Here is a 26,637-nt window from a genome sequence, read left to right as displayed (position 1 = left end):
TGACGCGGAGACAGCCCAGCAGTTTCGTTACAATTTTAGGATCATTTGCGATGGTTTCCGATCGGTTAAGGAAGATCGGGCGTCAAGCGAAGTCGGCGGTCATCGGGGCAATCTCCTTAAATCGTCATAACTGAGATGCCTAACCACTCGCGCGTCTGGTGGCGGTTGATGGGTCGGATTGGGGAAAAGGTACTCCGCAACTTTGCTCGACCTCAGCCAAGGCAACCGAGATTCGATGCCATGCGTGATCGGATCGTCGGTGATCTCAACAGTAGCGCCTTTGAACGTCACACCGGGCCCGAAGCTTGTGCCAAGGTCGAGCGGGTCAACCAGCTCAACACTCGTCGGATCGTTCAAATCACCAAATCGAACCAATGCGGGAACATCTTTGAGCTGTAACTCGGACTTTGGTTTGGACCGATTGAGGTCATCGAGATAAGCAGAATATTGATCATTGATTTTTGCAGCGTGTGCGCTGCGAAACTTCTCCTGTGAGAACGGCGTCAAGCCGGCGCTGTAAGCGTCTCCTCCCCCGCGAGTGAGGATTGATCGTCTTTCAAAGGTCGAAAATAAAATGCCGCGTTGTCCAAGGTCAACGACGACAGCCTCGCCGACCAATTGTTCTGTGAGCCCCCACCCTTGAGCCCGAGTCAGACCGCCAGGGAAGCTTATCGTCTCCTGCGTGACGCTAGAACCTGATCGCTCACCTTCAGGAGTTTCGACTACTATTGTGAGCCGTGAACGAATGACGCGGGGCCGGGTCGTGCTGCCATCAAAAATAAGCCACCCAAGCGCCAAGCTGACCGTTACGACGAACAGGGAGCCCCAAAACACCTTCAAGAAGGTCGAAAGCGCTTCCTTCGCTCGTGGGAGCATCGAACCACTCGAACCTAAGGGGCCGCTGATCTCAAGGCCGGAATTAGGTTGTAGTGGCAGTCTTCGTCAACTAAGAGCGGATGGCGTGCTCAATTTTGGATTAAGCTATTACGACTCCCGCAGATGGCGCACAAGCTGATCTCAGCCGGATGCACCGGAGATGTCGGCCCTAAGCCAAAGCGGACGTCTTCAACGCGAACGACGTTCGCTCAATTCATTATCGACACGGTCTCCGATGTCACGGCACGTCGCCGGTCCTGCGACTGCCGCCGATGCTGTGCGGCTTGTTGAGGAAGAATTCGCGATTGCCGAGCGCCGCTTCAGCGTATTGGTCGATCGCGACCTGAATGGCCTCGATGTGCATCCGGCACCAGCCCTCGTAGCAGGACAGGCGCCGCGCATGATCGAGAGCCTTCAGGAATTCCGGCGGCTCCTGCATGTCGGAGAAGTAGGTCGGCTTCTCTCCTTTCATGCCCGTGCCACCTCTCGCGGCGGGACGAGACGGCGCTTCTCGACATGGACACGCGGCGGCGTCGGTCGCCGGCGGGGAATGAAGAGGCTGGCGACGACAATCGGGTCGGTATCACCGAGGGCGGCCCGCTCCCGGACGAGCCCGCTCATCACGTTGCGCATCTTCATGACCTCCCCGGCCACGAACGTGCAGTCCTCGTCCCGGTTGATCTGTTCATGCATGATGGCTTCGGCCTCACGCATACTCACACGTAACGCCTTGATGATTCTGCGGATTTCATTGATGCGGTTGTCCATGGCTGGCTCCCTGGCTGGACGACCAGCATAAGAACAAATCATGAACATTTAGTCAATCGGCTTAAGGTAGAACGGGAGCGTCCTGACACCGCATCACGGGTCCGGCGAGAGATTGCGTCAGCCTCGCCGCGCCGGGTTCAGAACGTCACCCGCATCCCCGCATAAAACGCCCTCGGCCTTGCCGGGCTGAGCGAGCGCGGATCGTTGAAGTCGGCGCCGGTGGTGAAGTTGGGCAAGGCGCCGCGGTCGAAGAACTGTCCGTAGGTCGCGTAGCGCTTGTCGAAGACGTTGTCGACGCGGCCGTAGACCTGGAGGTTCTTCATCACCTGGTAGGAGGTGTGGAGATTGAACACCGTGTAGGACGGCAGCTTCGCATATTGGTTGGACTCGTCGCCGACCAGATACTGGCTGGAGACGAAGATCGCGTTGCCGCCGACCTTCCAGACATCGGTCACGGCATAGTCGACGCCGACCTTGACGCGGTGCCGCGGGATCGCGGGGATCTGGTTGCCGGGCGAGACCTGGATGTTGCCGCCATCGGCGAACGGGCTGTTCGAACCGATGGTCAAGGCGTCGAGGAAACGCGCGTCGACGAAGGCGTAGCTCGCCTGGAATTGCAGCGTCGACGACTTGATGTTGACCTCGGCCTCGAGCCCTTGCCGTCGGGTCCGGCCGACATTGGAGAAATAACCAAAGCCGGTGCGGCCGGGAACGGGGATGGCGACGATGTCGTCGTAGTTGGTGGCGCGGAAGCCGCCGATCTTCCACCCGAGCGAGCCGATGTTCAGCTCCTTTGTGCCGCGCAAGCCGGCCTCGACGGTCTTGGAGACCACCTGCTTCAGGGGCGGGTCGGAGACGAGAAACGCGGCGAGGAGACAAGGACGGGCTGGATCGGAGCAGCCGAGCTCGAGCGGCGTCGGCACCCGGTTGGCCTCGGAATAGCCGGCATAGGCGGTGAGCTCCGGCGTGATCTTGTAGGTGCCGCCGATCACCGGATTGAAGCGGGTGAAGGTGTGGTCACCGTTGAGCGCCGTGCCGAGCTGATCCTCCAGCGAAATACGCGCCACGTTGAAACGACCGCCGCCCGTGACGGCGAAGGCATCCGTGACGTTGAACGTGTCCATCGCATACAGGCCGTTATATTGGTTGACGGTCCGCAGCGAGACGGGACCGGCAACAGGATCCGGTGAGCCGGTGGCGCCCAGGAAGACGCCGCGGCCGCTGACGACATAGTTCTCGCCCATCGTGCCGATTTCGGCGGTGGCGTTGTAGCGCGTGACGCTGGCGTCATAGGTCGCACCCATCACGAAGCGGTTGTCATGGCCGAACAGTTGATCGGTGTTGGTGGCCTGCCCTGACACGCCGAAGGTGGTCGATCGTATCGAGCTGCGATCGATCTCGCCGAGGATGGTCCCCGTGGCGAACGGATTACCAAGCTGCAAGCCGTTGGTGCCATTGGCCGGCGTCGTATCGTCGCCGAAGCACAGGAGCCCTGCGATGGCGCACTCCTGCACGCTGGTCGGATTACCGTCGACCAGCTTCTGCTCGTACCTGCGCACATGGGCGGTGCCTTCGAGCGTCCAGGTCGGCGTCGCCTCGACTTTTTCGGTCAGGTTGAGATAGCCGACGCGATTGCTCGTGGTCTGCGGTGTCGTGTAGGTCGCGCCCCAATATTTGTCGAGCAGCTCGGCCGGGACGGTGGCGCTGGCGCCGAAATCGTTCTTGGCGAGACCCATATTGGCGTGGAATTCGCTGTCACCGGCCTTGTAGCCGACATCGCCGTAGAAGCGCCGCACGTCCGATTGGGAGAAATTGCGGAAACCGCTGTCGTGCAGGCCTTCGAGCGCGGCGTAGACGCCGTAGTTCTTGTCGACCTGCTTGCCCCATTGCGCCGAGCCCTGCATGCGGCCGAACGAGCCGCCCATGACGTCGAGCTCGGCACCTTGATAGGTGAAGCCGTCCTTCATCTGCAGGTTGATGGCGCCGCCCAGCGCATTGAGGCCGAAGGCGGGATTGTTGGTCACCAGCGTGACCGACCGGATCGCCGCGGTGGGGATCAGGTCCCAGTTGACGGCATCCGAGAAGGCCTCGTTGACGCGGACGCCGTTCTGGTACACCGCGAGACCTTGCGGCGTGCCCGTCACCGGCGAGGCGACGAAGCCACGGAATTCGACATCCGGCTGGAACGGATTGCCGGTGACTTCGGTGATGTTGACGCCGGCGATGTTGTCGCGCAGCGCGTCGGTGACGTTCAGCGAGCCGGTGCGCTTGATCTGGTTGGCATCGACGGCGTTGATGGCTGACGGAACCTTGTCGACTTCGAGGCCGCGGCCGGTGCCCGGCGAGGTCGGATAGACGTAGAGCCTGTTGTTCGGCTTCGCCGAGCTGGCGGAACGCGCCGGCGTTCGCGACGGCGTGCGTCGTGCGGTCGGCTGCGGCGCGACCACTTCGATTGCGGGCAGGTTCTGAACGTTGGTGGGCTCGTCCTGCGCGGCCCCGGCCGGCCCCGCGATGATCACCCCCGACAGCAGCCCCGTCGACACCGAGGCCATCAACAAACGACGCTTCACCCAAAGACGATTGCCCATCCCTGCCTTCCCATCCGTGACCACCGGCTGTTTTGACGTTCGCCGTTTGGTTGAGGACGAGTGTAGTCGGCAGCAGCGCACGCACCAGCCACAAAAGGTCAGGCGATATCCGCACCCGTTTTCCCGATCAAATCGGGAATTCTTCCCGATCACATCGGGCGCGATCAGGCCGCCGCGGTCGGAACCAGCGCTTCCACGGTCAAGCCGCCTTCGCCGGAGATGACATTGAGCGTGCCGCCCAGCGCCAGAATTCGCTCGCGCATGCCGACGAGACCGAAGCCGAGCTTATGCCCCGGCTCCATGCCGCGGCCATTGTCGCTGACCCGGACCCGGGCGCAGCCACGGCCGCCCGTCTGTTCCACCGGCTCGATCACGACGTTGATCGAGGTCGCGCCGGCGTGGCGGAACGCGTTGGTGAGGGCCTCCTGCACGATGCGGTAGATGGTGAGGTCGGCCGTCTCGCCGGTGACGCCAAGCGCGGGCGAGATCGTAGTCTCGATCGTGACGTCGGGATGCGACTCCCGCCACAGCCGCGACAGCGATTCCAGCGCCTGCCCGAGGCCGAGCTCGGCAAGGCCGACGGGCCGGAGGCGCTGCAGCACGCGTCGGGTGAACTGCTGCAGCGCGTTGATCTGCTCCAGCATGGCGCTGCCGTGTTTTCGCACGGCGTCCGCACTCGGCACGCGTCCGTCCGCCTGCTTCGCCAGCGCGCTGGCATGGGCACGGAGCGAGAACAGGTACGGCCCGAACTCGTCGTGCAGCTCGCGCGCGATCTCCTTGCGCTCGACGTCCTGAAGCGACACGGTGCGCTCGGCGAGGCGCCGCTTGTCCTCGACCGCCTCGCCGAGCGTCGCCGCAAGATGGTTGAGCCTGGTGCAGATCGCGGCCAGCTCCGGCGCGCCGCCCGGCGCGATGCGCGCCTGATAGCGTCCGTCTTCGAGCTCGGCCATCATTTGCGCCAGTGACTGCAGCGGGGCGAGCGCGCGGCCGACCACATTCATCATCACCAGGAACAGCGCGAGCGCGATCACCGAACCGACCTCGAGCTGGGTCACGATGCCGTCCCAGATCTCGGCGATCTCGTCGTTGGGATGCGAGGTGATCACCAGCGAGCCAGGCTTGCCATGGATCGCGACGGGCACGCTGACTGCGGTCTGCTCGGGATGGACCAGGCTGACGAACCATGTCGGCGGCCCGCGCATGTCGTCGTCGGCATCGGTCCGCGGCGGCGTCAGCGGGTTCCCGCCGGAATCCTTCAGGGCAATGCTGACATGGCGCAGGCGGCTGAGATCGCGCGCGATCTGGTTCAACCGCGCATCCGGATCCGGCGCCTCGTTCAGATCGGCCACGATCATCTCGATGAACTCGCGCGCCAGCCGGATCACGCTCTGGTCCTCGGCCTGCACGCGGGGACCTGCTTCCGCGACCTGGCGGCCGATATTGACCGCGAGCCCCAGGGCCAGCAGCAGCGCCAGCAGCAGGTTGATGCGCGCGCGCAAGGATAGATTTTGCCACATGGATGTCGCCCGTGCCCCGCCAAGATGGGCCCGCGCCTGTCCGATGACGTTGACAGAGGCGAAGCGCCCGATATCTAATCGAAAGCGTACAGCAATCCCGGCCGGGTTGCATGACCCGACATTAGACAGCTGTGTCCGTCTCGTTCGGCCTCATGCGGCGCAAAACAGGCCGGAGCTGTCACGGGGAACGCCCATGCGCATTCTGATCGTCGACGATCATCCCATCGTCGCCTCCGGCTGCCGAGCCGTGCTGGCAGACGAGGGCGAGATCGAGATTCTGGAGGCCGCCGACGCCGAGGACGGCGAAGGCGTCTTCATCGTCGAGCGCCCCGACCTCTGCATCATCGACATCAACCTGCCGACCGTCTCCGGCTTCGAGCTGGCGCGCCGCATCCTCGAGCGCGCTCCGGACGCCCGCATCATCATGTTCAGCATGAACGACGATCCGGCCTTCGCCGCGCGCGCGATCGAATGCGGCGCCAAGGGCTACGTCTCCAAGACCGGCGACCCCGACGACCTCGTCGAGGCGATCCGCGCCGTCGGCGGCGGCGGTACCTATCTGCCCACCGCAATCGCGCGCAGCATCGCCTTTGCGGGACCCACGCTGGCGCAGAGCCCGTTGTCGAAGCTGAACGCGCGCGAGATGGAGATCTTGCGGCTGCTCAGCGCCGGAAAGAGCCTGTCCGAGATCGCCTGGCTGGTGCAATCGTCCTACAAGACGGTCGCCAACACCTCCTCGATCATGCGACAGAAGCTCGGCGTGAAGACCTCGGTCGAGCTGGTGCGGTTGGCGATCGACAGCGGCGTCGCCTGACGAGACCCGCCGCCACGAATTCGGTCACACAAGCGTTGCAATCCTGATGTGGTTTGACGCCACGGAGCATTTCGGCATGACGATCCAGACTGTCTCGACCAACACATCCTACGGCGGCGTGCAGGGCGTCTATCGCCATGCCAGCCAGGCGACCGGAACCGACATGGTGTTCTCGGTCTATGTGCCTCCGCATGCAGCCGGCGCCAAGCTTCCCGTGGTCTGGTACCTCTCCGGCCTCACCTGCACGCACGCCAACGTCACCGAGAAGGGTGAATTCCGCAAAGCCTGCGCCGAGCTCGGCCTGATCTTCGTCGCGCCCGACACCTCACCGCGCGGGCCGGACGTGCCAGGCGACGCCAACAATGCCTATGATTTCGGCTTAGGGGCCGGCTTCTATGTCGATGCGACGCAGGAGCCGTTCGCACGCAATTACCGCATGTGGAGCTACGTCACCGACGAATTGCCAAAACTCGTCGCCGAGACTTTCCCGGTCGATGCCAGGCGGCAATCGGTGATGGGCCATTCGATGGGCGGCCACGGCGCGCTGACGGTCGCGCTGCGCAATCCACACCGCTATCGTGCCGCCAGCGCCTTCGCGCCGATCGTGGCGCCCTCGCAGGTGCCGTGGGGAATCAAGGCGCTGACCGGCTATCTCGGGCCGAACAAGGACGCCTGGCGCAACCACGACACGGTGGCGCTGATCGAGGACGGTGCGAAGTATTCCGGCTTCCTGGTCGACGTCGGCGATGCCGACAATTTCCTGAAGGAGCAACTGCGCCCCGAACTGCTGGAGGCCGCCTGCAGCAAGGCCAGCATCCCGCTGACGCTGCGGCGCCAGCCGGGCTACGACCATAGCTATTATTTCATCTCGACCTTCATGGGCGATCACCTGCACTGGCATGCGGAGAGATTGAAGGGGTGATGGCTTTTTCCCTTCTCCCCTTGTGGGAGAAGGTGGCGTGAAGCGCCGGATGAGGGGTTGTTCCCATGACTTCAGTGAGAATTTGACTCGCGGAGAGATACCCCTCACCCGTCTCGCCGCTTTGCGGCGAGCCACCCTCTCCCACAAGGGGAGAGGGAAAGAGCGACCTCACGGCTTGCCGTAATTCGGCGCCAGCAGCCGGTTGCGGATCAGGTAGCTCATGGTGCGCGTCCAGGCCTCATCGGTGTTGCCGCGCATGTCGGCGCTGGCGGCTGCGATCATGGTGCCGGTCTTCACGTCGCGCAGGTAGATGTTGAGGTTGATGATCAGGTTCGAGACCTTCTGCACCATGCCGGTGATCTCGAGATCCGCACCCAACTCCCCCGCCAGCTTGAGATCGCAGCCACCGCAGGCCTGCAAGTTCGCGTGACGGGCGGCATCCCTGACCGGCGCGATGTCGAGCATCTGGAACCGGCCCGAGTCAGCCAGCTCCTTGCGCAGCTGCTCGCCGATGAGCACGAGCCGCGCCTCCTCCGGCTTGGATCCGTAGAACTCGCCGGGCAGGCTGGTGTCGATCAACTCGAAATCGAACACCGCGAGCTTTGGCGGATCGGCGAGCGCGGCCGAGCCCGTCAACAGCAAAGCTGCGAAACATATCAGCGCTCGCATGATCGTGATTCCAGTCCGCGCGAGGACGAAATGCGGGGTTGCATGCCCTGACAAATCGGTCATGCTTCAGCAGAAACAATTCTCCACCGGCGGTCAAGCCGGGGAGCCTACGGAGGAAGCATGATCCGATGGTGGATCGGCCTGATCGGCAGGATTCTTATAGGACTAAGTCTTATAGGCCTAAGTCTTGCCGCAACGAGCGCGCTCGCGGCGGAGCCTGTCCAGATCGGCGTCGGCTATCTCGGTGTCGCCGGCACCCGATCGGCGCTGTCGCTGGTCGAACAGCCCGCGGACAATGACGGCGTCGCCGGCGCGCGCCTCGCGATCGAGGACAACAACACCACCGGAAAGTTCCTGGGCCAGCGCTTCTCGCTGGAGGAGCGCCGCATCAGGGAGGGCGAGGATGCGGTGCAGGCCGCAACCGACCTCGCCGCGCGCAACGGCTTCATCATCGCCGACCTGCCGGCGGATGCGCTGCTGAAGGTCTCGGACGCCCTGCGCGACCGCGGCACGCTGCTGTTCAATGCCGGTGCCATCGACGAGCGGCTGCGCGAGGCCGATTGCCGTGCCAATGTCGTCCATACCGCGCCGACGCGCGCGATGCTGGCCGACGCGCTCGGCCAGTACCTGGTGTGGAAGCAATGGAAGCGCTGGCTGCTGGTGGTCGGCTCACACGACGAGGACAGACTGTTTGCGGACGCGCTGAGGCGCGCCGCCACGCGGTTCGGCGCCAAGATCGTGCAGGAGAAGAGCTTCGAGGACAAGGGCGGCGCGCGGCGCACCGACAGCGGCGTGACGCTGATCCAGCGGCAGATGCCGGTGTTCACGCAAGGCGCGCCCGCCTACGACGTGCTGGTCGCCGCCGACGAGAGCGAGGTGTTCGGCGCGTATCTGCCGTATCGGACCTGGGATCCGCGCCCCGTCGCGGGCTCGGCAGGCCTCGTGCCGCGCAGTTGGGACGCATCGCAGGATCAGTGGGGCGCAATCCAGATGCAGAACCGCTTCATCAAGCTCAATTCACGGCGGATGACCGCGCTCGACATGCAGGCCTGGACGGCGGTGCGCATGATCGGCGAGGCCACCTCGCGCACCAATTCCGGCGACGTCAAGAAGGTTACCGACTTCATCAAGGGTCCGGACTTTTCGGTTGCCGCCTTCAAGGGCACGAAGCTGACGCTACGCGACTGGAACCTGCAATTGCGCCAGCCCATCCTGCTGGTAGACGGCCGCATGGTGGTGTCGGTGTCGCCGCAGGAAGGTTTCCTGCACCAGGTCTCCGAGCTCGACACGCTCGGCTACGATCGCCCGGAGAGCAAATGCAAATTGAAGTGAGGACGCAGATGTTGCGCATGTGGCGTGTTGGGCTTCTCTCCGGACTGGCGCTGGCGGCAGCGCCCGCGCACGCGTTCATCGCCTATGTCTCGAACGAGAAGAGCAACACGGTCTCGGTGATCGACACCGACAGCTGGACGGTGACAAAAACGATCAAGGTCGGCCAGCGCCCGCGCGGCATCGACTTTACGCGTGACGGCAAGTTCGTGATGGTCGCCGTCGGCGACGACGACACCATCCAGGTGATCGATGCGAAGACGCAAGGAGTGGTGGACAGCCTGCCCTCCGGCCCCGACCCGGAGCTGTTCGCCCAGGATGCGGCGGGAAAAGTTCTCTACGTCGCCAACGAGAACGACAATACGGTCACCGTGATCGACCTGGAGAAGCGCACCCGCCTCGGCGACATCCAGGTCGGCGTCGAGCCGGAGGGCATGACCATCAGCCCCGATGGCAAGATTCTGATCAACACGTCCGAGACGACCAACATGGCGCATTTCATCGACACGTCGACACGCCAGATCGTCGCCAACGTGCTGGTCGACGCGCGGCCGCGCTTTGCCGAGTTCAAGCACGACGCGTCCGAAGTGTGGGTGTCCTCGGAGATCGGCGGCACGGTCTCGATCATCGACCCCAAAAAGCATGAGGTGATCGGCAAGGTCAATTTCGAGATTCCGGGGTTGAGGAAAGAGGCGATCCAGCCGGTCGGCATCGGCATGACCCGGGACGACAAGACCGCGTTCGTCGCACTCGGCCCCGCCAACCGCATTGCCGTGGTCGATGTCGCCACGCGCAAGGTGACGAAATACCTGCTGGTGGGCCAGCGCGTCTGGCACATGGCGTTCACGCCGGACGAGAAATATCTGCTCACCACCAACGGCGTCTCCAACGACGTCTCCGTCATCGACGTCGCCGCGCAGAAGGTGATCAAGACCATTCAAGTGGGCGAACTGCCCTGGGGCATCGCGATCGCGCCATGACCAGCCCCGCCCCCATCGCCGAACCACGCGACGCGCCGAGGCCGGATCCGGCGGCGATGCCGGCGCTGTCGATCGACGGCGTCAGCCACGCCTATGGCCCGCGCCGTGCATTGATGGACGTGTCCTTCAACGTGCAGCCTGCGAGCTTCACCGCGCTGCTCGGCCTCAACGGCGCCGGCAAGAGCACACTGTTCTCGCTGATCACGCGGCTGTTCGGCATCCAGACCGGCCGCGTCTCCATCTTCGGTCACGACGTCAGCAAGAGCCCGGGTGAGGCGCTGCGCCTGCTCGGGGTCGTGTTCCAGCCGCGCACGCTCGATCTCGACCTGTCGCTGACGCAGAACCTGCTCTATCACGCAGCCCTGCACGGCATCAGCCGCCGCGAGGCCGCCGCGCGCAGCGCCGAGCTGCTCGAACGCATCGGGCTTGCCGATCGCGCCGCCAGCAAGGTACGCGATCTCTCCGGCGGCCAGATGCGGCGGCTGGAGATCGCCCGGGCGCTACTGCACCGGCCGCGATTGCTGCTGCTGGACGAGCCGACCGTCGGCCTCGACGTCAAGGCCCGCGCTGACATCATCAGCCATGTCCGCCAGCTCGTCACCGAGCAAGGCATCGGCGTGCTCTGGGCCACGCATCTGTTCGACGAGATCATGGCGGGCGACGATCTCGTGGTGCTGCACCAGGGCAAGGTGCTGGCGCAGGGGCCGATGAGCCGGGTCATTGCGGAAGCCGGCGCGCAGGACGTCAATACCGCCTTCATGCGCCTGACCGGCGCGCAAACGATGCCGGGAGGCGGCGCATGAGCAGCATCACCACGCGCGATGCGCCGCGCGGCTTCTCGTTCCAGGAGTACATGACCTGCCTGACCGGCATCGTCTGGCGCGAGGGGTTGCGCTTCCTGCATCAGCGGGAGCGCTTCGTCTCCGCGCTGGTGCGGCCGCTGGTCTGGCTGTTCATCTTCGCCGCCGGCTTCCGGCAGGTGCTCGGCATCTCCATCATCCCGCCTTACGAGACCTACATCCTCTACGAGGTCTATATCGCGCCGGGGCTGATGGCGATGATCCAGCTCTTCAACGGCATGCAATCCTCGCTCTCGATGGTCTACGACCGCGAGATGGGCAACATGCGCACGCTGCTGGTGAGCCCGCTGCCGCGCGGCTTCCTGCTGTTCTGCAAGCTGCTCGCGGGCACCGCGGTGTCGCTGCTCCAGGTCTATGCGTTCCTCTTGATCGCCTGGTTCTGGGACATCACCCCGCCGCCGTCGGGCTATCTCACCGTGCTGCCGGCGCTGATCCTGTCCGGGTTGATGCTGGGCTCGCTCGGCATGCTGATCTCCTCGGGCATCAAGCAGCTCGAGAACTTCGCCGGCGTGATGAACTTCGTGATCTTCCCGATGTTCTTCGCCTCCTCCGCGCTCTACCCGCTCTGGCGGGTGCAGGAGGGCAGCCCCTATCTCTATTATCTCTGCGAGGCCAATCCGTTCACCCATGCGGTCGAGCTGATCCGTTTTGCATTTTACGGGCAAATCAACTGGATCTCGCTGGCGGTGGTGGCGGGCTGCACAATCGTCTTCATGATCGCCGCGATCTACGCCTATGATCCCTCGCGGGGGCTGGCGCGGCGAGGCCCCGCGGGAGGCGAAGGATGATCGTTCGGGTTCTGGCCTTGGTCGCTTTGGCACTCACCGTCACGAGCACGGCTGCGCGCGCGGCCGATCCGCGCTATCCCAACTGGCCCTGCACGCAAGCCAAGGTGCCGGAGATCTCGCTCGCCGCCGTCTGGGCCGGTCCCCCGCTCGACGAAGCCGAGACCAAATGGAAGGACGATGCCAGGGTCACCGCGCTGGTCGCAAAGCTGTCGGCGCGCAAGACGCCGATGGACGAAGCCGAGAAGTCGGTGAAGGAATTTCTGACGGGTTCCGCCGCCGACAAGACCGCGAATGCAAAACTGCTGTTCGCCGGCCTGTTCGACACGCTCAACGCCCAGCGCTCCCAGGTGATGAACGGGCTCGAACGCGTCAGCAGCAAGCAGCGCGAAGCCGCCGACAAGATCCGCGAGGAAGCGATCCAGCTCCAGACCCTCCAGGGCGCAACGCCGCGCGACGACGCCAAGGTCGAGGCGCTCAGCAACGAGCTGATCTGGAAGACCCGCATTTTCGAGGACCGCAGCAAGGTGGTGCGGTTCGTCTGCGAGGTTCCGACCGCGATCGACCAGCGCCTGTTCGCGCTGGGACGTGTGATCCAGCAGGAGATGGAATAACGTCAGGCTTGCTGACGGCTCGCCGAAAAGTTCCCGCGATCCCAACGCGATCGTTAACCTTGCCGCGCTATCAGCCGGAACCAATTCGCTCTAGGATGGCTTGTCGAAGTGAATCTCGAACGCCGGGAGGCCTCGATGGGAACAGCAAAATTCATCCTCGCAGGCGCAGCGGTCATTGCCATGGCCGCATCCAGCGCTTTTGCCGATGACATGACCGGAGTGGTCTCGCGGATCGATCGGCTCAACAGCACGATCTCGATCCAGCAGACACAGAAGGGCACGGTCGGCGGCAGCGCCGGCGGCGCCGGCGCGCTGCAGGAGTTCAAGGCGAAGGACGCCGCGATGCTGGACGCCGTCCACGCCGGCGACCGGGTGACGTACTCGGCGACGGACACCAACGGCTCGGGCACGCTGACGAAGTTGCAGAAGCAGTAGACACCGCGTCATGGCCGGGCTTGTCCCGGCCATCCAAGCCTAACCACGCGACACGAAGAAAGTGGATGCCCGGGACAAGCCCGGGCATGACGATCCTCCTACTGATCGGGCCGCGGTTCCGGCTGCGCCTCCTCGGTGGGAAGTTTCGCGCGCTCCCAGCCGTCGGTGCCATCGGGATACCACGCGATGTCTGAATAGCCGTAGGCCAGCGCGCGCTTTGCGGCGTTCCAGGACATCCAGCAATCGGCGAGGCAATAGATCACGAGCAGCGCGGCCTTGTCGCTGCGCGACGCCTTCGCAAGGCCTCGGCGAAAATAATCGTCCATCGCCAGCGGCAACGTACCGTAGCCGGTATCCGGCAGCCAGAGACTGCCCGGAATGCTCTTGCGCGGCATGTCGCGCCAAACTGTGCCTTCAGGCAGGTTCTTCGGCTTCGGCGGACGCGGCAGCACGTCGATGAAAATGCCGCCCTTTCCGCGCCAGATCGCTTCGGCCTCCGCGGTCGTCAGTACGCGCGCGCCGGCAAGCGTCGCCGGTACTGGCGCGCGGTAATTGTCGGTGCGATAGCCCTCGGGCTCGAACGGCTCCTGTTGCTGCGCGAATGCCGGCGCCGCCAGCATGGCGGCGACGAGCACAACGGCAAGATGCCGCCTCATGGTGCCTTCTTGGCCGTCTCCGCGCCAAGCGGTCGGTCGCTCTCGTCCAGCAACGGCACGCCGAACTCGGCCAGGATCTTGTTGATCTCGCCCTGGTTCTCCTGGATCAGCTTGTTGAGCTGCCGCTTCCAGTTCTGGTCGGCCGGACGCACACCCATGCCGATGCGGTAGACCAGCTTCGGTCCGGAGGGCTCCTTCACCAGCGGCGTGACGTGCAGCGATCCGGCCTTCTTCGCATAGAAGCCCGCCATCGGCCCCCACAGCACACCGGCATCGATCTTGCCGGCGACGAGGTCGTCGATCATCGCCTGCGCCGAATTGTCGAAGCGTGTGTCGATCATCAGCGGATAGGGTTTTGCGTCGCCCATCAGGCCGGCCAGCGCCATGTTGGTCGCCGGCGGCGTTCCGGCGACGATGCCGACATGCTTGCCCTTCAACTTCGCATCCTCGAGCGTGTCGACGTCCTCGAGCCCGCTGCCGGCCTTCGCGACCAGCGCGTAGGACGTGCGGTAGTAGGGATTGGTGCCCTGCACGAGGTCGTCGCCTTGCGGAAAGCCCATGATGACGTCGCAGCGATGCGCGCCGAGCGTCATGCGCACGAAGCCGGTCGCCTGCGGAAAGAACACGTAGTCGAGCTTCTTGCCGAGCTTGCCTGCAAGAAACTCGGCGAGCTTGTTCTCGAACCCCTCGCCCTTCTCATTGGAAAACGGCAGATTGCGCGGATCGGCGCAGACGCGCAAAACATTCGGGTCGACCAGCTCGAACGAGAGGTCGCCGCTGTCCTTGGTCTGCGCCATGGCGACCTCGCCGAGCACGCAGGACGCAACCAGGATCCCCAGTGAAAACAACCAGCGACGATGTCGCCCGGCCTCCGTCATCGCGCTTCCTCCATCTTTAGATCGAATGCTATCCGTGCAACGCAGGATGCACCATGTTCTGCCAAACTTTGTGTTGGCTTGTCGTGCTGCAGTGCAGCGCGGCGGCCCCCTTGAACTGAGGCGAAAAAATGTCTCGCATCGCTCTCGTGATCGCAGCCTCGGCCCTGCTGGGTCTCTCGACGGTAGCACGCGTCACGGCAGCCGAATTGCCTGTGAGCGAAGTCGCACCGGGAATCTTCGTACACTCCGGGACCATCGCGCTGATGACGCGCGAGAATGAGGGCGACATCGCCAATGTCGGCTTCATCGTCGGCGACGACGCGGTCGCCGTGATCGACACCGGCGGCAGTTTTCGCGAGGGCGAGAGGCTCCTCGCCGCCGTGCGAGCCCGCACCAGCAAGCCGATCCGCTACGTCATCAACACCCACGGCCATCCGGACCATGTCTTCGGCAACGCGGCCTTCGTTGCGGACGGAACAAGCTTCGTCGGCAACGGCAAGCTGCCGCAGGCGCTGGCGACGCGGGGGCCGTATTATCTCGATAATTTCAGACGCATCATGGGCCGTGAGCTGATCGATCCCGTGAAGATCGTGCCGCCCACAATACTCGTCAAGGACACGATGACGCTCGATCTCGGATCGCGCCGCCTGACCTTGCGGACCTGGCCGGCCGCGCACAGCGACAACGACCTGACGGTGCTCGACGAGACGAGCAAGACGCTGTTCGCGGGCGACCTGGTTTTTCTCCGCCACGTTCCGGTGATGGACGGCAGCATTCGCGGCTGGCTCGGCACGCTCGGGGAACTCGAGAGGATTCCGGCATTGCGCGTGGTCCCCGGTCACGGGCCTGTGAGCGACTGGCCTGCCGCGCTCGCCGACGAACGGCGTTATCTCACCACGCTGCTGGCAGACGTGCGGGCGTCGAACAAGGCGGGCGAGCCGATCCGGACCGCGGCGGACAAGGCGGCCGCCACGGAACGGCCGCACTGGCAGCTGTTCGACGACTACAACGCCCGCAACGCAACCGCAGCATTCTCGGAAATTGAATGGGAGTAGCGAACGCGCTACGCTGGCCGGAAGATGAGCTTCGCTGACTCCGGGGACCATGACCATGCCGGGATGCACACGCCGCCTGCCCTGATCGCCGCCTTGCTCGGCATCGCCTTCGCTGTGCCGGCGCAGGCTGAAGAGGCCTACGATCCCTGGCCGGGCCTGGTGCAGGATATTTTCAACAACCGTCCGATCAAAGACGGCGCCGATGTCATCGGCATCGAGATGCCCACTCGCGCCGAGGATGCGGCCATCGTACCCGTGACCCTGCGCAGCAAGCTCTCACCCGCCGACAGCCGCCGCATCCGCTCGATCACGCTGGTGATCGACCGCAACCCGGCACCGATGGCGGCGAAGTTCGAGCTTGGGCCTGACGCCAACGTCACCGAAATCTCGACGCGCGTGCGCGTCAACAACTACACCGACGTCCATGCGGTGGCCGAACTCACCGACGGCCAGCTCTATGTCTCGAAAGTCTATGTGAAAGCCTCGGGCGGCTGCTCGGCACCGGCAGGAAAGAACGCCGAGGAAGCCAACAACAGGCTTGGCCAGATGCGCTACCGGCAATTCGCACGCGAGGACATTCCGGCGAGCCGAATCCGCGAGGCGCAGATCATGATCGGCCATCCCAACAATTCCGGCCTGCAGATGGACCAGGTCACGCAGCTCTATATTCCCGCCTTCTTCGTCAACCAGCTGAAGCTGACGCAGGACGACAGCCCGGTGCTGTCGATGAATGGCGGCATCTCGATCTCGGAAGATCCCAATCTGCGCTTCACCTATGTCTCCAACGGCGCCAAGCGATTCCGCGCGGAGGCAAAGGACACGGACGGGCACGTGTTCCGCAACGAATGGGATGTGGAGAAGCCGGGAACGTGAGGGGCGATCTCTTCCGCTTCAACGTCAAACGCGTAACGCGGTGCGGATGGCTGTGCCCTCGCCCCTTGTGGGAGAGGGCAGCACCGCTGGTAGACAAAAATCCGCTTGGGTGAGGGGTTTGTCTCCGCGAGCTACTCTCTTGCGATAGCATTCGTGGAGACATACCCCTCATCCGGCGCTTCGCGCCACCTTCTCCCACAAGGGGAGAAGGAAGAAAGCGTCAAAAACACCTCACCTCGGCTTCCGCTTGCGCCCGCCGCAAGTCGTTCACCGCCGAGTTCGCCTGCTCCGAGGTGCGGAACTGGACGCCGAGATTGCCGCGGACCTGGGCCATGCTCAGCGCCGTCTCGGCAGTGACATATCGTTCATAAGAGACGATCGAAGCCACCACGTCGATCGAACAGGAACATTGCTCGATCGACTGCCGCGACTCGCCGTTGGCCTTCATGCAGCCATAGACATATTCGGCGCGCGCCGAGGTCGGATAATCATTGGCCTCCTCGGCCCGCACCGCGCACACAGTCGCAGCCAGCACCGCCAATGCGGCGACAATCGGTCGTAGCTGTCCCGCCAGATTCATCCGCGTCCTCCCACAGGTTGCGACGAAAGCTATGCTATGCGTATTGTCCTGAAAAGCACTCTATCTGAGGAAACGGCTCACAAGGTGATGAGACTTCTTGGTCGAACATTGGCGCTTGCGACGATCCTGGCGCTGATACAGGTCGCAGCGGGCCACGCGGCGGATACGATCCGCCTTGCGGTGCAGAAAACCGGAACATTCTCCTGGGAATTGGCCGCGATCCGCAGCGCCGGGCTCGACAAGGAGGCCGACCTTTCGCTCGACGTCACCGAGCTCGCCAGCCCCGAAGCCGGCAAGATCGCGCTGCGCGCCGGCAGTGCCGACATCATCCTGTCCGACTGGCTGTGGGTGTCGCGCGAGCGCGCGCTCGGCGCCAGGCTGACCTTCTATCCCTATTCCAGCGCGCTCGGCGCGGTGATGGTGCCGGCGACGTCGCCGATCAAGACGCTGGCCGACCTGAAGGGCCGCAAGCTCGGCATCGGCGGCGGCCCCATCGACAAAAGCTGGCTGCTGCTGCAGGCCCGGATGAAGCAGGACGGCATCGACCTGAAATCCGATGCGAGCATCGTCTATGGCGCGCCGCCTCTGATCGCCGCCAAGGCGCTCGACGGCGAGATGGATGCGAGCCTGAACTTCTGGAATTTCTGTGCGCAGCTCGAGGCCAAGGGTTTTCGCCGCCTCGCCGGCATCGAGGACATCCTGCCGAAGCTCGGCGCCAAGGGCGCGGTCTCCGCGGTCGGCTATGTCTTCGACGAAAATTGGGCGGCGAGCCATCGCGATGCCGTGGCACGCTTCATCGCGATGACCCGGAAGGCCAAGCAGCTGCTGATCAGCTCGGATGCCGCCTGGGACAGAATCGCCCCGCTCACCGGCACCAGCGATGCCACCCTGCTCAGGACCTACCGCGACCGCTATCGCGACGGCATTCCGCGCCGGAGCATCACTGACGAAGAGGTCGACGCGCGCGTGCTCTATCGCGTGCTGGCCGAGATCGGCGGCCGTGATCTCGTCGGCCCTGCGGCCGAGTTCGATCCCGGCACCTTCTATCACGCAGCCCCCGGAGACTGAGGTGCTGCGTCTCCTCTCGTTTGCCCTGCTGCTCGCGATCTGGTGGACCGCCGCCCTGTTCGTCGGCGGCGCGAAACTGCCCTCGCCGCCCGCCGTGCTCCAGGTGATGATCGCGGAGGCATCGAGCGGCGCCCTGTTCCTGCATCTCGGCGCGACGCTGGCGCGCGTCATCCTCGCCTTCGTGCTGGCGATGTCGCTGGGCAGCGCGATCGGCTACCTGATGGGGCGAGTGAAGCTCGCCGACCGGCTCGGCGATCCCTGGCTGATCCTGCTGCTGAACCTGCCGGCGCTGGTCGTGATCGTGCTCGCCTATATCTGGGCCGGGCTGACTGAAGCGGCCGCGATCGCGGCGATTGCCATCAACAAGCTGCCGACCGCCATCGTCACCCTGCGTGAGGGCACGCGCACGCTCGACCGTTCGCTCGACGAGATGGCGACCGTGTTCGCAATGCCGCGCTGGCGCGCCTTTCGCCATGTCGTGCTGCCGCAACTGGCCCCCTATATCGCAGCCTCCGCCCGCTCCGGGCTGTCGCTGGTATGGAAGATCGTGCTGGTCGCCGAACTGCTGGGACGGCCGAACGGGGTCGGATTCGAGATCGGCGTCGCCTTCCAGCTGTTCGACACGCCGCGGCTGCTGGCCTATTCGCTGACCTTCGCCGCCGTCGTGCTCGTGATCGAAACCTTGCTGGTGCAGCCGTTCGAAGCCCGCGCAACCCGGTGGCGGCCCCGTGCGGCTTGAGGTCGAGATCACAGGCAAGACGTTCAACAATGCCGCGGGCGGAACGCACGAGGTGCTGGCGCCGGTCAAGTTCGCGCTCCAATCCGGCGAGGTCGGCGTGCTGATCGGCCCCTCAGGTTGCGGCAAGAGCACGATGCTGCGCATCATCCTCGGGCTCGACCGCGATTTCGCCGGGCATATCGCGCGGCCGCCGGAGGCGCGGATCGGCATGGTGTTCCAGGAGCCGCGGCTGCTGCCTTGGCGCTCGGTCGAGCAGAATGTGCGGCTGGCTGCGCCTGACGTCACGGACGCCAAGCTGTCGGAGCTGTTCAGAATTCTCGAGCTGGAGGCGCATCGCTGCCACTTTCCCGGCGAATTGTCGCTGGGTCTTGCCCGCCGCGTCGCACTTGCCCGCGCTTTTGCGGTCGAGCCCGATCTGCTCGTGCTCGACGAGCCCCTCGCCTCGCTCGACGACGCGCTCGCCGGCCGCCTGCGTGACGAGATCGCGACGCTGGTCGCAAGCCGCCCGGTGATGACGCTGCTCGTCACCCACAGCCTCGACGATGCGATCCGCCTCGGCGACCGTCTGTTTGTCCTGTCACCACGCCCGGCCCGTATCGTGCAGGAAGTGCCGATCGGCATTCCGCGCGCTGAGCGTACCGAGGCGGAGATCGCAAGGATCAGGGCCGAGCTCGCGGCCTTGCAGCTTGAATCGAAATGAAATCTCGTGGTCAACTGAGCCAAAGGAAATTGTCGAGGGAGGTTTCACCATGCGGCGTACGCTGATTGCGGTCGGCATCCTGTTGGTTGCGATGCCGGGCGCGGCGCTCGCGCAGGCCAAGGGCAAAGGCATCCGGCTCTGGAACCTGACGACGGAGACGATCTCCGGCTTCCAGCTCTCGCCCGCCGGCAGGACCGACTGGGGTCCGAACCAGTGCCTGAACGACAAGGACAAGGAGGTCGACCACGACGAGCGGCTGCGCATCACCGGCGTCGAGCCCGGCCGCTATGACGCCAGGGTCAGCTATCCCAATTCACGGCAGTGCGTCGTCCGTGACATCGAGATCAAGGCGGACGCGGTGTTCTCGATCGCCGACAAGGATCTGAAGGACTGCACGAAGTAAGGAAGGCGCCTCACGCCTTATCGTTCGGGTGCGGATATTCGCAGCGCCAGCGCACCGCCTGCCACTTCGGATGGTCGCCGACCCATTGCGCGATATAGGGCGGCGCGGCCATGGCGCATTGCGTCGGCGACCCCGCAAAGTTGAACACCAGATGCTGCTCCTCGCAGGTCGCAGGCGAGAGCACTGCACACACAGTCACCACCAGGTCGATCGGGTTCATGCCGGGATCCTCTCGCGGGGGCGATGGAGATTAGCACAAAGAGATACGTCCGGAGGAGTGGGAAGTTTCAAAAACGCCGCAGCCTCGTCATGGCCGGGCTTGTTCCGGCCATGACGATCTTATGCGCTAGAAATTCACCCCGAATATCAGCCGCGCCTGGTGCCGCTCGAAATTGACGAGGTCGAGATTGCCGGCCGATCCGGCCGGGCGGCCCCAGGCCTGCATGCTCCAGCTCATGGTGAGCCGCGATCGATCGGAGAGCTGGACGTAAGCGGTCGGCCCCACGAACAGCGCCTGCCCCGCGAACTCGCCGAGACCGATGCCCTCGTATTGCCGGAAATAGCGCATCTCGCCGCCGAGCAGCAGATTGGGGCGGACGCGCACCAGGCCGGCGAAGGCGGCGCCGATGGTCGAGCTCTTCTCGGACACACCCGCCACCTCGAAGCGCGCCCATTCCGGCTGATAGATCAGGTTGAGCGCGCCGATGGCGAAATTCGGGATCAACTCGCGGTCGAAGGCGAGGGTGAAATCGGTGCCGTACATCCGCCCTTTTGCACCGGAGGTTTCATCGATGCGATCGCCATGAAGGTCGGCGGCGACGGTCAAACCGAACGGCGCGCGCTCGCGGTCGAGCAGGCGATAGCGCAAATCGAGCGAGGCGCCCTGGAAGTTGAACTGGCGGCGATCGCCGATATCGGGGACGCCGGTGATGTCGTGCAGCGTGGCCGTGCCGCCAAGCTCGATGCGGAAGTTCGGCAGCGGGACGACCTCGATTTCGACCTCCTGCGCGAGCGCGCGATAGGTGCCGCTCCCCTTGCCGAATCGCCCCGTCGTCTCAGTCTGGAATTCGCGCTCGCCGGGATTTCCGACATCGGTGCCGATCATGAAGCCGAAGATGTGTTCGGTATCGAAGCCCTCTTCGGCGCGGACACATGCCGGTGCAAGCGCGAGCGTGCATGCAACCGCCGTCCAGATTGTGTGGGCTCCAACGCGCATCATGAACACTACCACGGCTTCAATGGCGTTCGCCACCGAAGCCGCGGCAGGTTCGTCAGTCTTACTTGCGCGCAGCGCAGGCGTACATGTTGATTTCCATGCCGACCGGCACTTCCACGATCTTCGGAGCTTTCCAGGCCATTCGGGTCTCCCAAGGATATTGGGCGCGACAATCGCGCCGGGCGAAACCTAGGGCTGCCTCAAGTGCAGCGCAAGTTGGAATCGAACCGCTGATACTGCGAACTGTCGCAATGCGCTTGCGAATTTCCCTCTCGGGCAAACCGCCTTCGCTCCCAGTCAAGCGCGGTTGCTCTCAGCGCAACAATCGCAGAAGCGCGCGGCCGGCGCGCGAGTTCAGCTCCTTCGCATCCAGCGCTCCGTCCTTGTCGAGATTCGCCGCGTTGAAGCGCTGCTCCACGACGGACAGATATTCGTCGAGCGTGAGTGTGCCGTCGCGATCGGGATCCGCGGCGGCGAGTTCTTTCGCCGTTAACCGTCCGCGCAACTCGCGTGCGTCCAGCGTTCCATCGTGATCGGGATCGAGCCTGGCGAACAACGCGGCCGCTGCCTTCTTGACCTCGGCAAGATCGAGCGTGCCGTCATTGTCGGTATCGAACATCTTCACCGCAGCGCCGGAGGCCGACCAGGCCGGACCGGACAGCACTGCGATCGTGAGCGCAAGCGCAACTGAGCGACGCGATATCATTTTGACCTCCCTGACCATGGGCCCCGATTCGAACGGGACCTGCTCAACATAAGTCCGCAAGCAGGTGCCGGTTCAAGCCGGAATTGCGAGGCGCCGGAAGACACCGAACCCGGTCGCGGGCGACTCTCGCATCGCATCAATCGTCGCACGATGGAAATTGATGCAGCGCATTCGCGCAAGACGAGCAAATTCCTTCGAAGATTACCGCGTGCACCCTGGCATCTGGCGTCCAACATATCGGCAGCGCGCGTTCGACTTTCGTATTGACGGGTTTTGCATTCGGGCGGAGTGTTGCACCCGCAGCGTCAAAAGGCGCGCATATTGGGAGGAACGGATGAAACGCTTTGCGACGGCCGCGAGCCTCGTCATGCTTGCATCAGCGTATGCAAATGCCCAGACCACCGAGCAGCTGGTCAAGGGTGCGACCGATACATCGAACGTTCTCAACTACGGGATGGGCTACAATCTCCAGCGCTTCTCGACCCTGAACCAGGTCAACAAGGACACCGTCAAGAACCTCGTCCCGGTCTGGAACTACAGCTTCAATGACGATCGCAGCGAGGAATCGCAGCCGCTGGTGTACCAAGGCGTGATCTATGTGACGTCGCACAACGCCACCATGGCGGTGGACGCCAAGACCGGCAAGCAGATCTGGAAATCCAAGATCGAATATCCCGCCGAGACCCCCGCATCGTCTGCTGCGGCATCATCAATCGCGGCGCCGCGCTCTACGACGGCAAGGTGTTCCGCACCACGCTGGATGCCAACGTGATCGCGCTCGATGCCAAGAACGGCAAGGAGCTGTGGCGGCAGAAGGCCGCCGACATCAAGGAAGGCTATTCGATGACGGTGGCCCCGCTGGTCGCGGACGGCGTCGTCATCACCGGCATCTCCGGCGCCGAGTTCGGCACCCGCGGCTTCATCGACGGCTGGGATCCGGCAACAGGCAAGCATCTGTGGCGCACCCATTCGATCCCCTCGCCCGACGAGCCCGGCGGCGACACCTGGAAAGGCGACACCTGGAAGCTCGGCGGCGGCTCGACCTGGATCACAGGGTCCTACGATCCCGAGCTGAATACGGTCTATTGGGGCATCGGCAATCCCGGCCCGTTCAATTCGGCGGTGCGCCCCGGCGACAATCTCTACACCTGCTCCGTGCTGGCGATGGATCCCAAGACCGGCAAGATCAAGTGGCACTACCAGTTCTCGCCGAACAATCCGTTCGACTATGACAGCGTGGCCGAGATGGTTCTCGCCGACATGAATGTCGAGGGCAAGCCGACCAAGGTGCTGATGGACGCCAACCGCAACGGCTTCTTCTACGTGCTCGACCGCACCAACGGAAAGCTGCTCGCGGCCAATCCCTACGTGAAGGTGAACTGGGCGACCGGCATCGACATGAAGACCGGGCGGCCGATCGAGACCGATGTTTCGAAGGATGCGCGCGAGGGCAAGAAGGTCACGGTCTATCCGTCGATCCTCGGCGGCAAGAACTGGGAGCCGATGTCGTTCAATCCGCAGACTGGCCTTGCCTATGCCAACACACTCTCCTTCGGCGGCCGGTACAAGACCGAGCCCGTCACCTTCAAGCAGGGTGAATGGTATCTCGGCATGGACCTCACCGATCTCTGGGAGTGGGGTGACGGCCCGCGCGGTCATCTCAAGGCGATCGATCCCATGACCGGCAAGTCGAAATGGGAAGCGCCGAGCGACATCCCGCGCTTCTCCGGCGTGCTGTCGACCGCGGGCGGCGTCGTGTTCTCGGGCGCGCTGACCGGCGAGTTCGAGGCCTTCGATGCCGACACCGGCAAGAAGCTCTGGCAGTTCCAGACCGGCTCCGGCATCGAGGGGCAACCGGTAACGTGGCAGCAGGACGGCGTGCAGTATGTCGCGGTCACCAGCGGTTATGGCGGCGTGTACTCGCTGTTCTCCGGCGACGAGCGGCTTGCCAACGTGCCCCCCGGCGGCTCGCTGTGGGTGTTTGCGGTGAAGCAATAGCCACGGCACGATGCTGAAAGAGGTCTCTCTCAAGACGGTGGCGGTCATCGCCACCGTCGCGGTGCTGACGGTCGCGCTTGCGGCGACCGTTCGCGCCGCGGACGATTCAACCGGCAATCCGGTGCAGGCGCAGATCGACCACGGCAAGTCGACCTATGCCGAAAAATGCTCGCACTGCCACGGCCCCAACATGCTGAACCCCGGCACCATCACGCCGGACCTGCGCACCTTCCCCGACGACAGGACGCGCTTCGTCACCACGGTGAAGAACGGCAAGAACAACAAGATGCCGCCCTGGGCCGACATTCTCAGCGACGACGAGATCGGGAATCTCTGGGCGTTCATCTCGAGTCGGAGGAAGCCATGAAGCACTGGCTCGCCGCATGGGGCATGGCCGCGATCCTCGCGGCGGCGGCGACGGCCGGCCACGCGGCCGACGATCCGCTGAAGATCTGCCTCGACGAGGATCGGCCACCGCTCTCCATGCACCAGAAAGGCAAGCCGGACTCCGGCTTCGACGTGTTGCTGGCGCAGGCGATCGCGGAGCGGATGGGGCGACCGCTGAAGATCCAGTGGTTCGAGAGCAGACTGGACGAGGATTCGAGCCCGCAGCTCGAAGCCAATGCGCTGCTGTCCGACGGGCGCTGCTCGCTGGTCGGCGGCTACGCGTTGACGACGGATTCCCTGGTCAAGCCCGGCATGAAGACGGCGCGTTTGCCGGATTTCGCCGGCGCCACGCGCGACGACCGGCGGCGCCGCGTCGCGCTCGGCGTGCTCGCGCCGAGCCAGCCCTACGTCTATTCGCCGATGACGGTCGTGCTCGGGCCCAAGGCGCAGGGGCGCAAGATCGGCGGCATCGGCGATCTCGCCGGCCTTCGCCTCGTGATCGAGAGCGGATCGCTGGGCGACGCCATCCTGATGACGTTCGACAAGGGACGCCTGATCGATAGCATCACGCATCTGGTTCCCGGCCGCGACGACCTGCTCGGCGCGCTGGCCCGCGGTGATCATGACGCGACGCTGATCGACCTTGGCCGCTTCGACGCCCATCGCGCCGCGCATCCGGACACGACGATCACGCCTTCCGGCTACTACTACCCGATCGGCGCCAATCGCGGTTATGTCGGGCTCACTGGCGACGGCGCACTGATCGAGGCTGTCAACAAGGCCCTGACAGCGCTTGCCGCCGAGGGCAAGATCGCCGAATTCGGCAAGCAGGCCGGCCTCACCTATCTGCCGCCGCGCGAGCCGGCGATCCTCGGCGACGTCTGGATGAAGATCATTCAGCGGTGATGCCTCACGTCCCGGACGCGCTGGCTGCGCTCAGGCCGGGGTACGAGACCCAAGTCTTCGCGCAACTGCATCAACGCCGTTATTACGAGCGCAGCGAAGCAATCCAGAGCCCCTCCCCGGAAAGATTCTGGATTGCTTCGCTGCGCTCGCAATGACGGAGTACGGAGCGGCGGCTGCGTGTGATGCGAAAGGTGCAATCGTCCGGATGACGCACGATTGGGCACGGGTGCGTCCATTCGAATGCGCCAATGTGTCTCGCCTCCCACCCATGGCGGCGCCAGCCTGATGCAGTAGGTTCGGCCAAAATCAGGAGGGAATCATGTCCGTAAACTTCAACCGTCGCCACTTCATCGCCGCCGGTACCACTGCACTCGCGATGCCATTCGTTGCGCGCGGCGCCTCGGCGCAAGGCAGCTGGCCGTCGCGGCAGATTCGCATGATTTGCAGCTATCCCGCCGGCGGACAGACTGATCTGCTCGCGCGCGCCTATGGCGAATTCATCTCCAAGCAGATCGGCAAGACCGTCGTCGTCGAGAACAAGCCCGGGGCCTCCGGTGCGATCGGCACGGCGGAGGTCGCCCGCGCCGAGCCCGACGGCCACACCATGCTGTGCTCGATCTCGACCACCTACATCATGAACCGCGTGGTCATGAAGAATCCCGGCTACGACATGGATAAGAATCTGACGCTGGTCAGCGTCATTCCGGGCGCAGGCCTCCTGCTGATCGCGAACCCCAAGACCGGCGTCAAGACGCTGGAGGATTTCGTCGCCTTCGCCCGCAAGAGCGGCAAGGTGAATTTCGGCACCTACAGCGCGGGCTCCGCTCCGCACATGACGATCAACGAGCTCAACAAGCAATACGGCCTCAACATCGAGCCGGTCCACTACCGCGGCGAAGCTCCGATGTGGACGGGCATGCTGGAAGGCACGCTCGACGCCGCGATGGGCAGCTACACTGCGGCGCAATCGGTCCTGCAGAGCGACCGCGGCACCGTGTTCGGGGTGCATTCGAAGAAGGTCGATGCGATCCCCGCCATCAAGACCCTCCCCGAGCAGGGTGCGACGTCGAAATTCTTCTCCGTGAGCGGCTTCTCCGGCTGGGCGGTCCCGAAGGCGACGCCGCAAACGGTCGTCGACCGCCTGGCCGAGCTCTGCGTCGCCGCAAACAGCGATCCGAAAGTGAAGGAGGTTCTGGCAACCTTCGTGCTCGAGCCGGCGGTCGGCTTCAAGGAGACCAACGCACTGTATCAGCGCGAGCTGCCGATCTGGATCGAGAGCGCGAAGTCGCTCGGCCTCGAGCCGGCCTGAACTTTC

General features: G+C 64.2%; 30 protein-coding genes and 1 pseudogene. 18 read left to right on the top strand and 13 right to left on the bottom strand.

Going from position 1 to position 26,637, the window contains the following annotated elements; all coding sequences use genetic code 11:
• Positions 1 to 99: 99 nt before the first annotated feature.
• The 5 genes from F8237_RS25455 to F8237_RS25440 all read right to left on the bottom strand — a co-directional run bounded on the left by F8237_RS25455 (position 100) and on the right by F8237_RS25440 (position 5,749).
• A complete protein-coding gene (locus F8237_RS25455; protein WP_151648975.1) occupies positions 100 to 876 on the bottom strand; it encodes a hypothetical protein in 777 nt (258 codons plus the stop codon).
• 238 nt (positions 877 to 1,114) lie between these two features.
• A complete protein-coding gene (locus F8237_RS36130) occupies positions 1,115 to 1,348 on the bottom strand; it encodes a hypothetical protein (protein ID WP_162006209.1) in 234 nt (77 codons plus the stop codon).
• Positions 1,345 to 1,644, bottom strand: a complete 300-nt coding sequence (locus tag F8237_RS36125; RefSeq protein ID WP_162006208.1) for a hypothetical protein — start codon at positions 1,642 to 1,644, stop codon at positions 1,345 to 1,347. Before F8237_RS36125 ends, F8237_RS36130 begins: the two co-directional genes overlap by 4 nt.
• Positions 1,645 to 1,781: 137 nt before the next feature.
• Positions 1,782 to 4,232 carry a TonB-dependent receptor gene (locus tag F8237_RS25445; RefSeq protein WP_201280150.1) on the bottom strand — a complete coding sequence of 817 codons (2,451 nt, stop codon included), beginning with the start codon at positions 4,230 to 4,232 and terminating at the stop codon, positions 1,782 to 1,784.
• A gap of 164 nt (positions 4,233 to 4,396) precedes the next feature.
• Positions 4,397 to 5,749: a histidine kinase gene (locus F8237_RS25440; protein WP_162006207.1), complete on the bottom strand. Its 1,353-nt coding sequence runs from the start codon at positions 5,747 to 5,749 to the stop codon at positions 4,397 to 4,399.
• A gap of 193 nt (positions 5,750 to 5,942) precedes the next feature.
• On the opposite strand from F8237_RS25440, the gene F8237_RS25435 reads away from it, so the two are divergent.
• The gene (locus F8237_RS25435; RefSeq protein ID WP_151648967.1) at positions 5,943 to 6,563 is read left to right on the top strand and encodes a response regulator; all 621 of its coding nucleotides are present in this window, start codon (positions 5,943 to 5,945) and stop codon (positions 6,561 to 6,563) included.
• Between the two features lie 76 nt (positions 6,564 to 6,639).
• On the top strand, positions 6,640 to 7,485 hold the full coding sequence (gene fghA / locus F8237_RS25430; RefSeq protein WP_151648965.1) for an S-formylglutathione hydrolase: 846 nt from the start codon (positions 6,640 to 6,642) through the stop codon (positions 7,483 to 7,485).
• A gap of 168 nt (positions 7,486 to 7,653) precedes the next feature.
• On the opposite strand, the gene F8237_RS25425 is transcribed toward fghA, so the two are convergent.
• A complete protein-coding gene (locus F8237_RS25425; RefSeq protein WP_162006206.1) occupies positions 7,654 to 8,154 on the bottom strand; it encodes a DUF3280 domain-containing protein in 501 nt (166 codons plus the stop codon).
• 120 nt (positions 8,155 to 8,274) lie between these two features.
• Here F8237_RS25425 and F8237_RS25420 point away from each other — a divergent pair, with 120 nt between their 5' ends.
• The 6 genes from F8237_RS25420 to F8237_RS25395 all read left to right on the top strand — a co-directional run bounded on the left by F8237_RS25420 (position 8,275) and on the right by F8237_RS25395 (position 13,157).
• Positions 8,275 to 9,486 (top strand): ABC transporter substrate-binding protein, encoded by a 1,212-nt coding sequence (locus F8237_RS25420; RefSeq protein WP_151648961.1) that lies wholly within the window; start codon positions 8,275 to 8,277, stop codon positions 9,484 to 9,486.
• Positions 9,471 to 10,463: a YVTN family beta-propeller repeat protein gene (locus F8237_RS25415; RefSeq protein ID WP_151648959.1), complete on the top strand. Its 993-nt coding sequence runs from the start codon at positions 9,471 to 9,473 to the stop codon at positions 10,461 to 10,463. Before F8237_RS25420 ends, F8237_RS25415 begins: the two co-directional genes overlap by 16 nt.
• Positions 10,460 to 11,266, top strand: coding sequence for an ABC transporter ATP-binding protein (locus F8237_RS25410; RefSeq protein WP_151648957.1), 807 nt, complete (start codon positions 10,460 to 10,462; stop codon positions 11,264 to 11,266). Before F8237_RS25415 ends, F8237_RS25410 begins: the two co-directional genes overlap by 4 nt.
• Entirely contained in the window at positions 11,263 to 12,111 is an 849-nt protein-coding gene (locus F8237_RS25405) for an ABC transporter permease (RefSeq protein WP_151648955.1), read from the top strand. Before F8237_RS25410 ends, F8237_RS25405 begins: the two co-directional genes overlap by 4 nt.
• Positions 12,108 to 12,722: a hypothetical protein gene (locus tag F8237_RS25400; protein WP_151648953.1), complete on the top strand. Its 615-nt coding sequence runs from the start codon at positions 12,108 to 12,110 to the stop codon at positions 12,720 to 12,722. The genes F8237_RS25405 and F8237_RS25400 overlap by 4 nt, the downstream gene beginning before the upstream one ends.
• 135 nt (positions 12,723 to 12,857) lie before the next feature.
• Complete coding sequence (locus tag F8237_RS25395; RefSeq protein ID WP_151648952.1) at positions 12,858 to 13,157, top strand: copper-binding protein; 300 nt, start codon at positions 12,858 to 12,860, stop codon at positions 13,155 to 13,157.
• A gap of 98 nt (positions 13,158 to 13,255) precedes the next feature.
• Here the strand turns inward: F8237_RS25395 and F8237_RS25390 are convergent, their stop codons facing one another.
• Positions 13,256 to 13,813, bottom strand: a complete 558-nt coding sequence (locus F8237_RS25390; RefSeq protein WP_151648950.1) for a PQQ-dependent catabolism-associated CXXCW motif protein — start codon at positions 13,811 to 13,813, stop codon at positions 13,256 to 13,258.
• Positions 13,810 to 14,691, bottom strand: coding sequence for a substrate-binding domain-containing protein (locus tag F8237_RS25385; RefSeq protein WP_151648948.1), 882 nt, complete (start codon positions 14,689 to 14,691; stop codon positions 13,810 to 13,812). Before F8237_RS25385 ends, F8237_RS25390 begins: the two co-directional genes overlap by 4 nt.
• 128 nt (positions 14,692 to 14,819) lie before the next feature.
• On the opposite strand from F8237_RS25385, the gene F8237_RS25380 reads away from it, so the two are divergent.
• Positions 14,820 to 15,746 carry a quinoprotein relay system zinc metallohydrolase 2 gene (locus F8237_RS25380; protein WP_151648946.1) on the top strand — a complete coding sequence of 309 codons (927 nt, stop codon included), beginning with the start codon at positions 14,820 to 14,822 and terminating at the stop codon, positions 15,744 to 15,746.
• 24 nt (positions 15,747 to 15,770) lie between these two features.
• Complete coding sequence (locus F8237_RS25375) at positions 15,771 to 16,619, top strand: quinoprotein dehydrogenase-associated SoxYZ-like carrier (RefSeq protein ID WP_420837971.1); 849 nt, start codon at positions 15,771 to 15,773, stop codon at positions 16,617 to 16,619.
• Positions 16,620 to 16,839: 220 nt separating this feature from the next.
• Here F8237_RS25375 and F8237_RS25370 read toward each other — a convergent pair whose 3' ends face one another.
• Positions 16,840 to 17,199 carry a hypothetical protein gene (locus tag F8237_RS25370; protein WP_151648944.1) on the bottom strand — a complete coding sequence of 120 codons (360 nt, stop codon included), beginning with the start codon at positions 17,197 to 17,199 and terminating at the stop codon, positions 16,840 to 16,842.
• Positions 17,200 to 17,286: 87 nt separating this feature from the next.
• Between F8237_RS25370 and F8237_RS25365 the strand changes: the two genes are divergently transcribed.
• The 4 genes from F8237_RS25365 to F8237_RS25350 are packed head-to-tail and all read left to right on the top strand — an operon-like array spanning position 17,287 to position 20,109.
• Positions 17,287 to 18,267 (top strand): ABC transporter substrate-binding protein, encoded by a 981-nt coding sequence (locus tag F8237_RS25365; RefSeq protein ID WP_374761589.1) that lies wholly within the window; start codon positions 17,287 to 17,289, stop codon positions 18,265 to 18,267.
• 1 nt (position 18,268) lies between these two features.
• Positions 18,269 to 19,006 carry an ABC transporter permease gene (locus F8237_RS25360; RefSeq protein ID WP_151648940.1) on the top strand — a complete coding sequence of 246 codons (738 nt, stop codon included), beginning with the start codon at positions 18,269 to 18,271 and terminating at the stop codon, positions 19,004 to 19,006.
• Positions 18,996 to 19,706, top strand: coding sequence for an ABC transporter ATP-binding protein (locus F8237_RS25355; RefSeq protein ID WP_151648938.1), 711 nt, complete (start codon positions 18,996 to 18,998; stop codon positions 19,704 to 19,706). Before F8237_RS25360 ends, F8237_RS25355 begins: the two co-directional genes overlap by 11 nt.
• 49 nt (positions 19,707 to 19,755) lie before the next feature.
• Positions 19,756 to 20,109 (top strand): hypothetical protein, encoded by a 354-nt coding sequence (locus tag F8237_RS25350; protein WP_151648936.1) that lies wholly within the window; start codon positions 19,756 to 19,758, stop codon positions 20,107 to 20,109.
• Between the two features lie 10 nt (positions 20,110 to 20,119).
• Here F8237_RS25350 and F8237_RS25345 read toward each other — a convergent pair whose 3' ends face one another.
• From F8237_RS25345 to F8237_RS25330, 4 genes are all read right to left on the bottom strand, one after another.
• The gene (locus F8237_RS25345; protein WP_015684634.1) at positions 20,120 to 20,329 is read right to left on the bottom strand and encodes a hypothetical protein; all 210 of its coding nucleotides are present in this window, start codon (positions 20,327 to 20,329) and stop codon (positions 20,120 to 20,122) included.
• A gap of 126 nt (positions 20,330 to 20,455) precedes the next feature.
• Positions 20,456 to 21,361: a hypothetical protein gene (locus F8237_RS25340; RefSeq protein ID WP_151648934.1), complete on the bottom strand. Its 906-nt coding sequence runs from the start codon at positions 21,359 to 21,361 to the stop codon at positions 20,456 to 20,458.
• Between the two features lie 25 nt (positions 21,362 to 21,386).
• On the bottom strand, positions 21,387 to 21,467 hold the full coding sequence (gene pqqA / locus F8237_RS25335; protein WP_012029362.1) for a pyrroloquinoline quinone precursor peptide PqqA: 81 nt from the start codon (positions 21,465 to 21,467) through the stop codon (positions 21,387 to 21,389).
• 171 nt (positions 21,468 to 21,638) lie between these two features.
• Positions 21,639 to 22,031, bottom strand: a complete 393-nt coding sequence (locus F8237_RS25330; protein ID WP_151648932.1) for an EF-hand domain-containing protein — start codon at positions 22,029 to 22,031, stop codon at positions 21,639 to 21,641.
• A gap of 334 nt (positions 22,032 to 22,365) precedes the next feature.
• On the opposite strand from F8237_RS25330, the pseudogene F8237_RS25325 reads away from it, so the two are divergent.
• The 4 genes and pseudogenes from F8237_RS25325 (at position 22,366) to F8237_RS25310 (ending at position 26,631) form a co-directional block, all read left to right on the top strand.
• Positions 22,366 to 24,029, top strand: a pseudogene (locus tag F8237_RS25325) (methanol/ethanol family PQQ-dependent dehydrogenase).
• A gap of 10 nt (positions 24,030 to 24,039) precedes the next feature.
• A complete protein-coding gene (locus F8237_RS25320) occupies positions 24,040 to 24,396 on the top strand; it encodes a c-type cytochrome (protein ID WP_151648930.1) in 357 nt (118 codons plus the stop codon).
• Positions 24,393 to 25,322, top strand: coding sequence for a type 2 periplasmic-binding domain-containing protein (locus F8237_RS25315; RefSeq protein ID WP_151648928.1), 930 nt, complete (start codon positions 24,393 to 24,395; stop codon positions 25,320 to 25,322). The genes F8237_RS25320 and F8237_RS25315 overlap by 4 nt, the downstream gene beginning before the upstream one ends.
• Before the next feature lie 319 nt (positions 25,323 to 25,641).
• Positions 25,642 to 26,631: a Bug family tripartite tricarboxylate transporter substrate binding protein gene (locus F8237_RS25310; protein WP_151648926.1), complete on the top strand. Its 990-nt coding sequence runs from the start codon at positions 25,642 to 25,644 to the stop codon at positions 26,629 to 26,631.
• Positions 26,632 to 26,637: the final 6 nt, after the last annotated feature.

Origin of the sequence: Bradyrhizobium betae, assembly GCF_008932115.1 — a bacterium.
GTDB classification, from domain to species: Bacteria; Pseudomonadota; Alphaproteobacteria; order Rhizobiales; family Xanthobacteraceae; genus Bradyrhizobium; species Bradyrhizobium betae.
The sequence above is the reverse complement of the archived record's forward strand: the minus strand, read 5'-3'. Positions and strand labels throughout refer to the sequence as shown.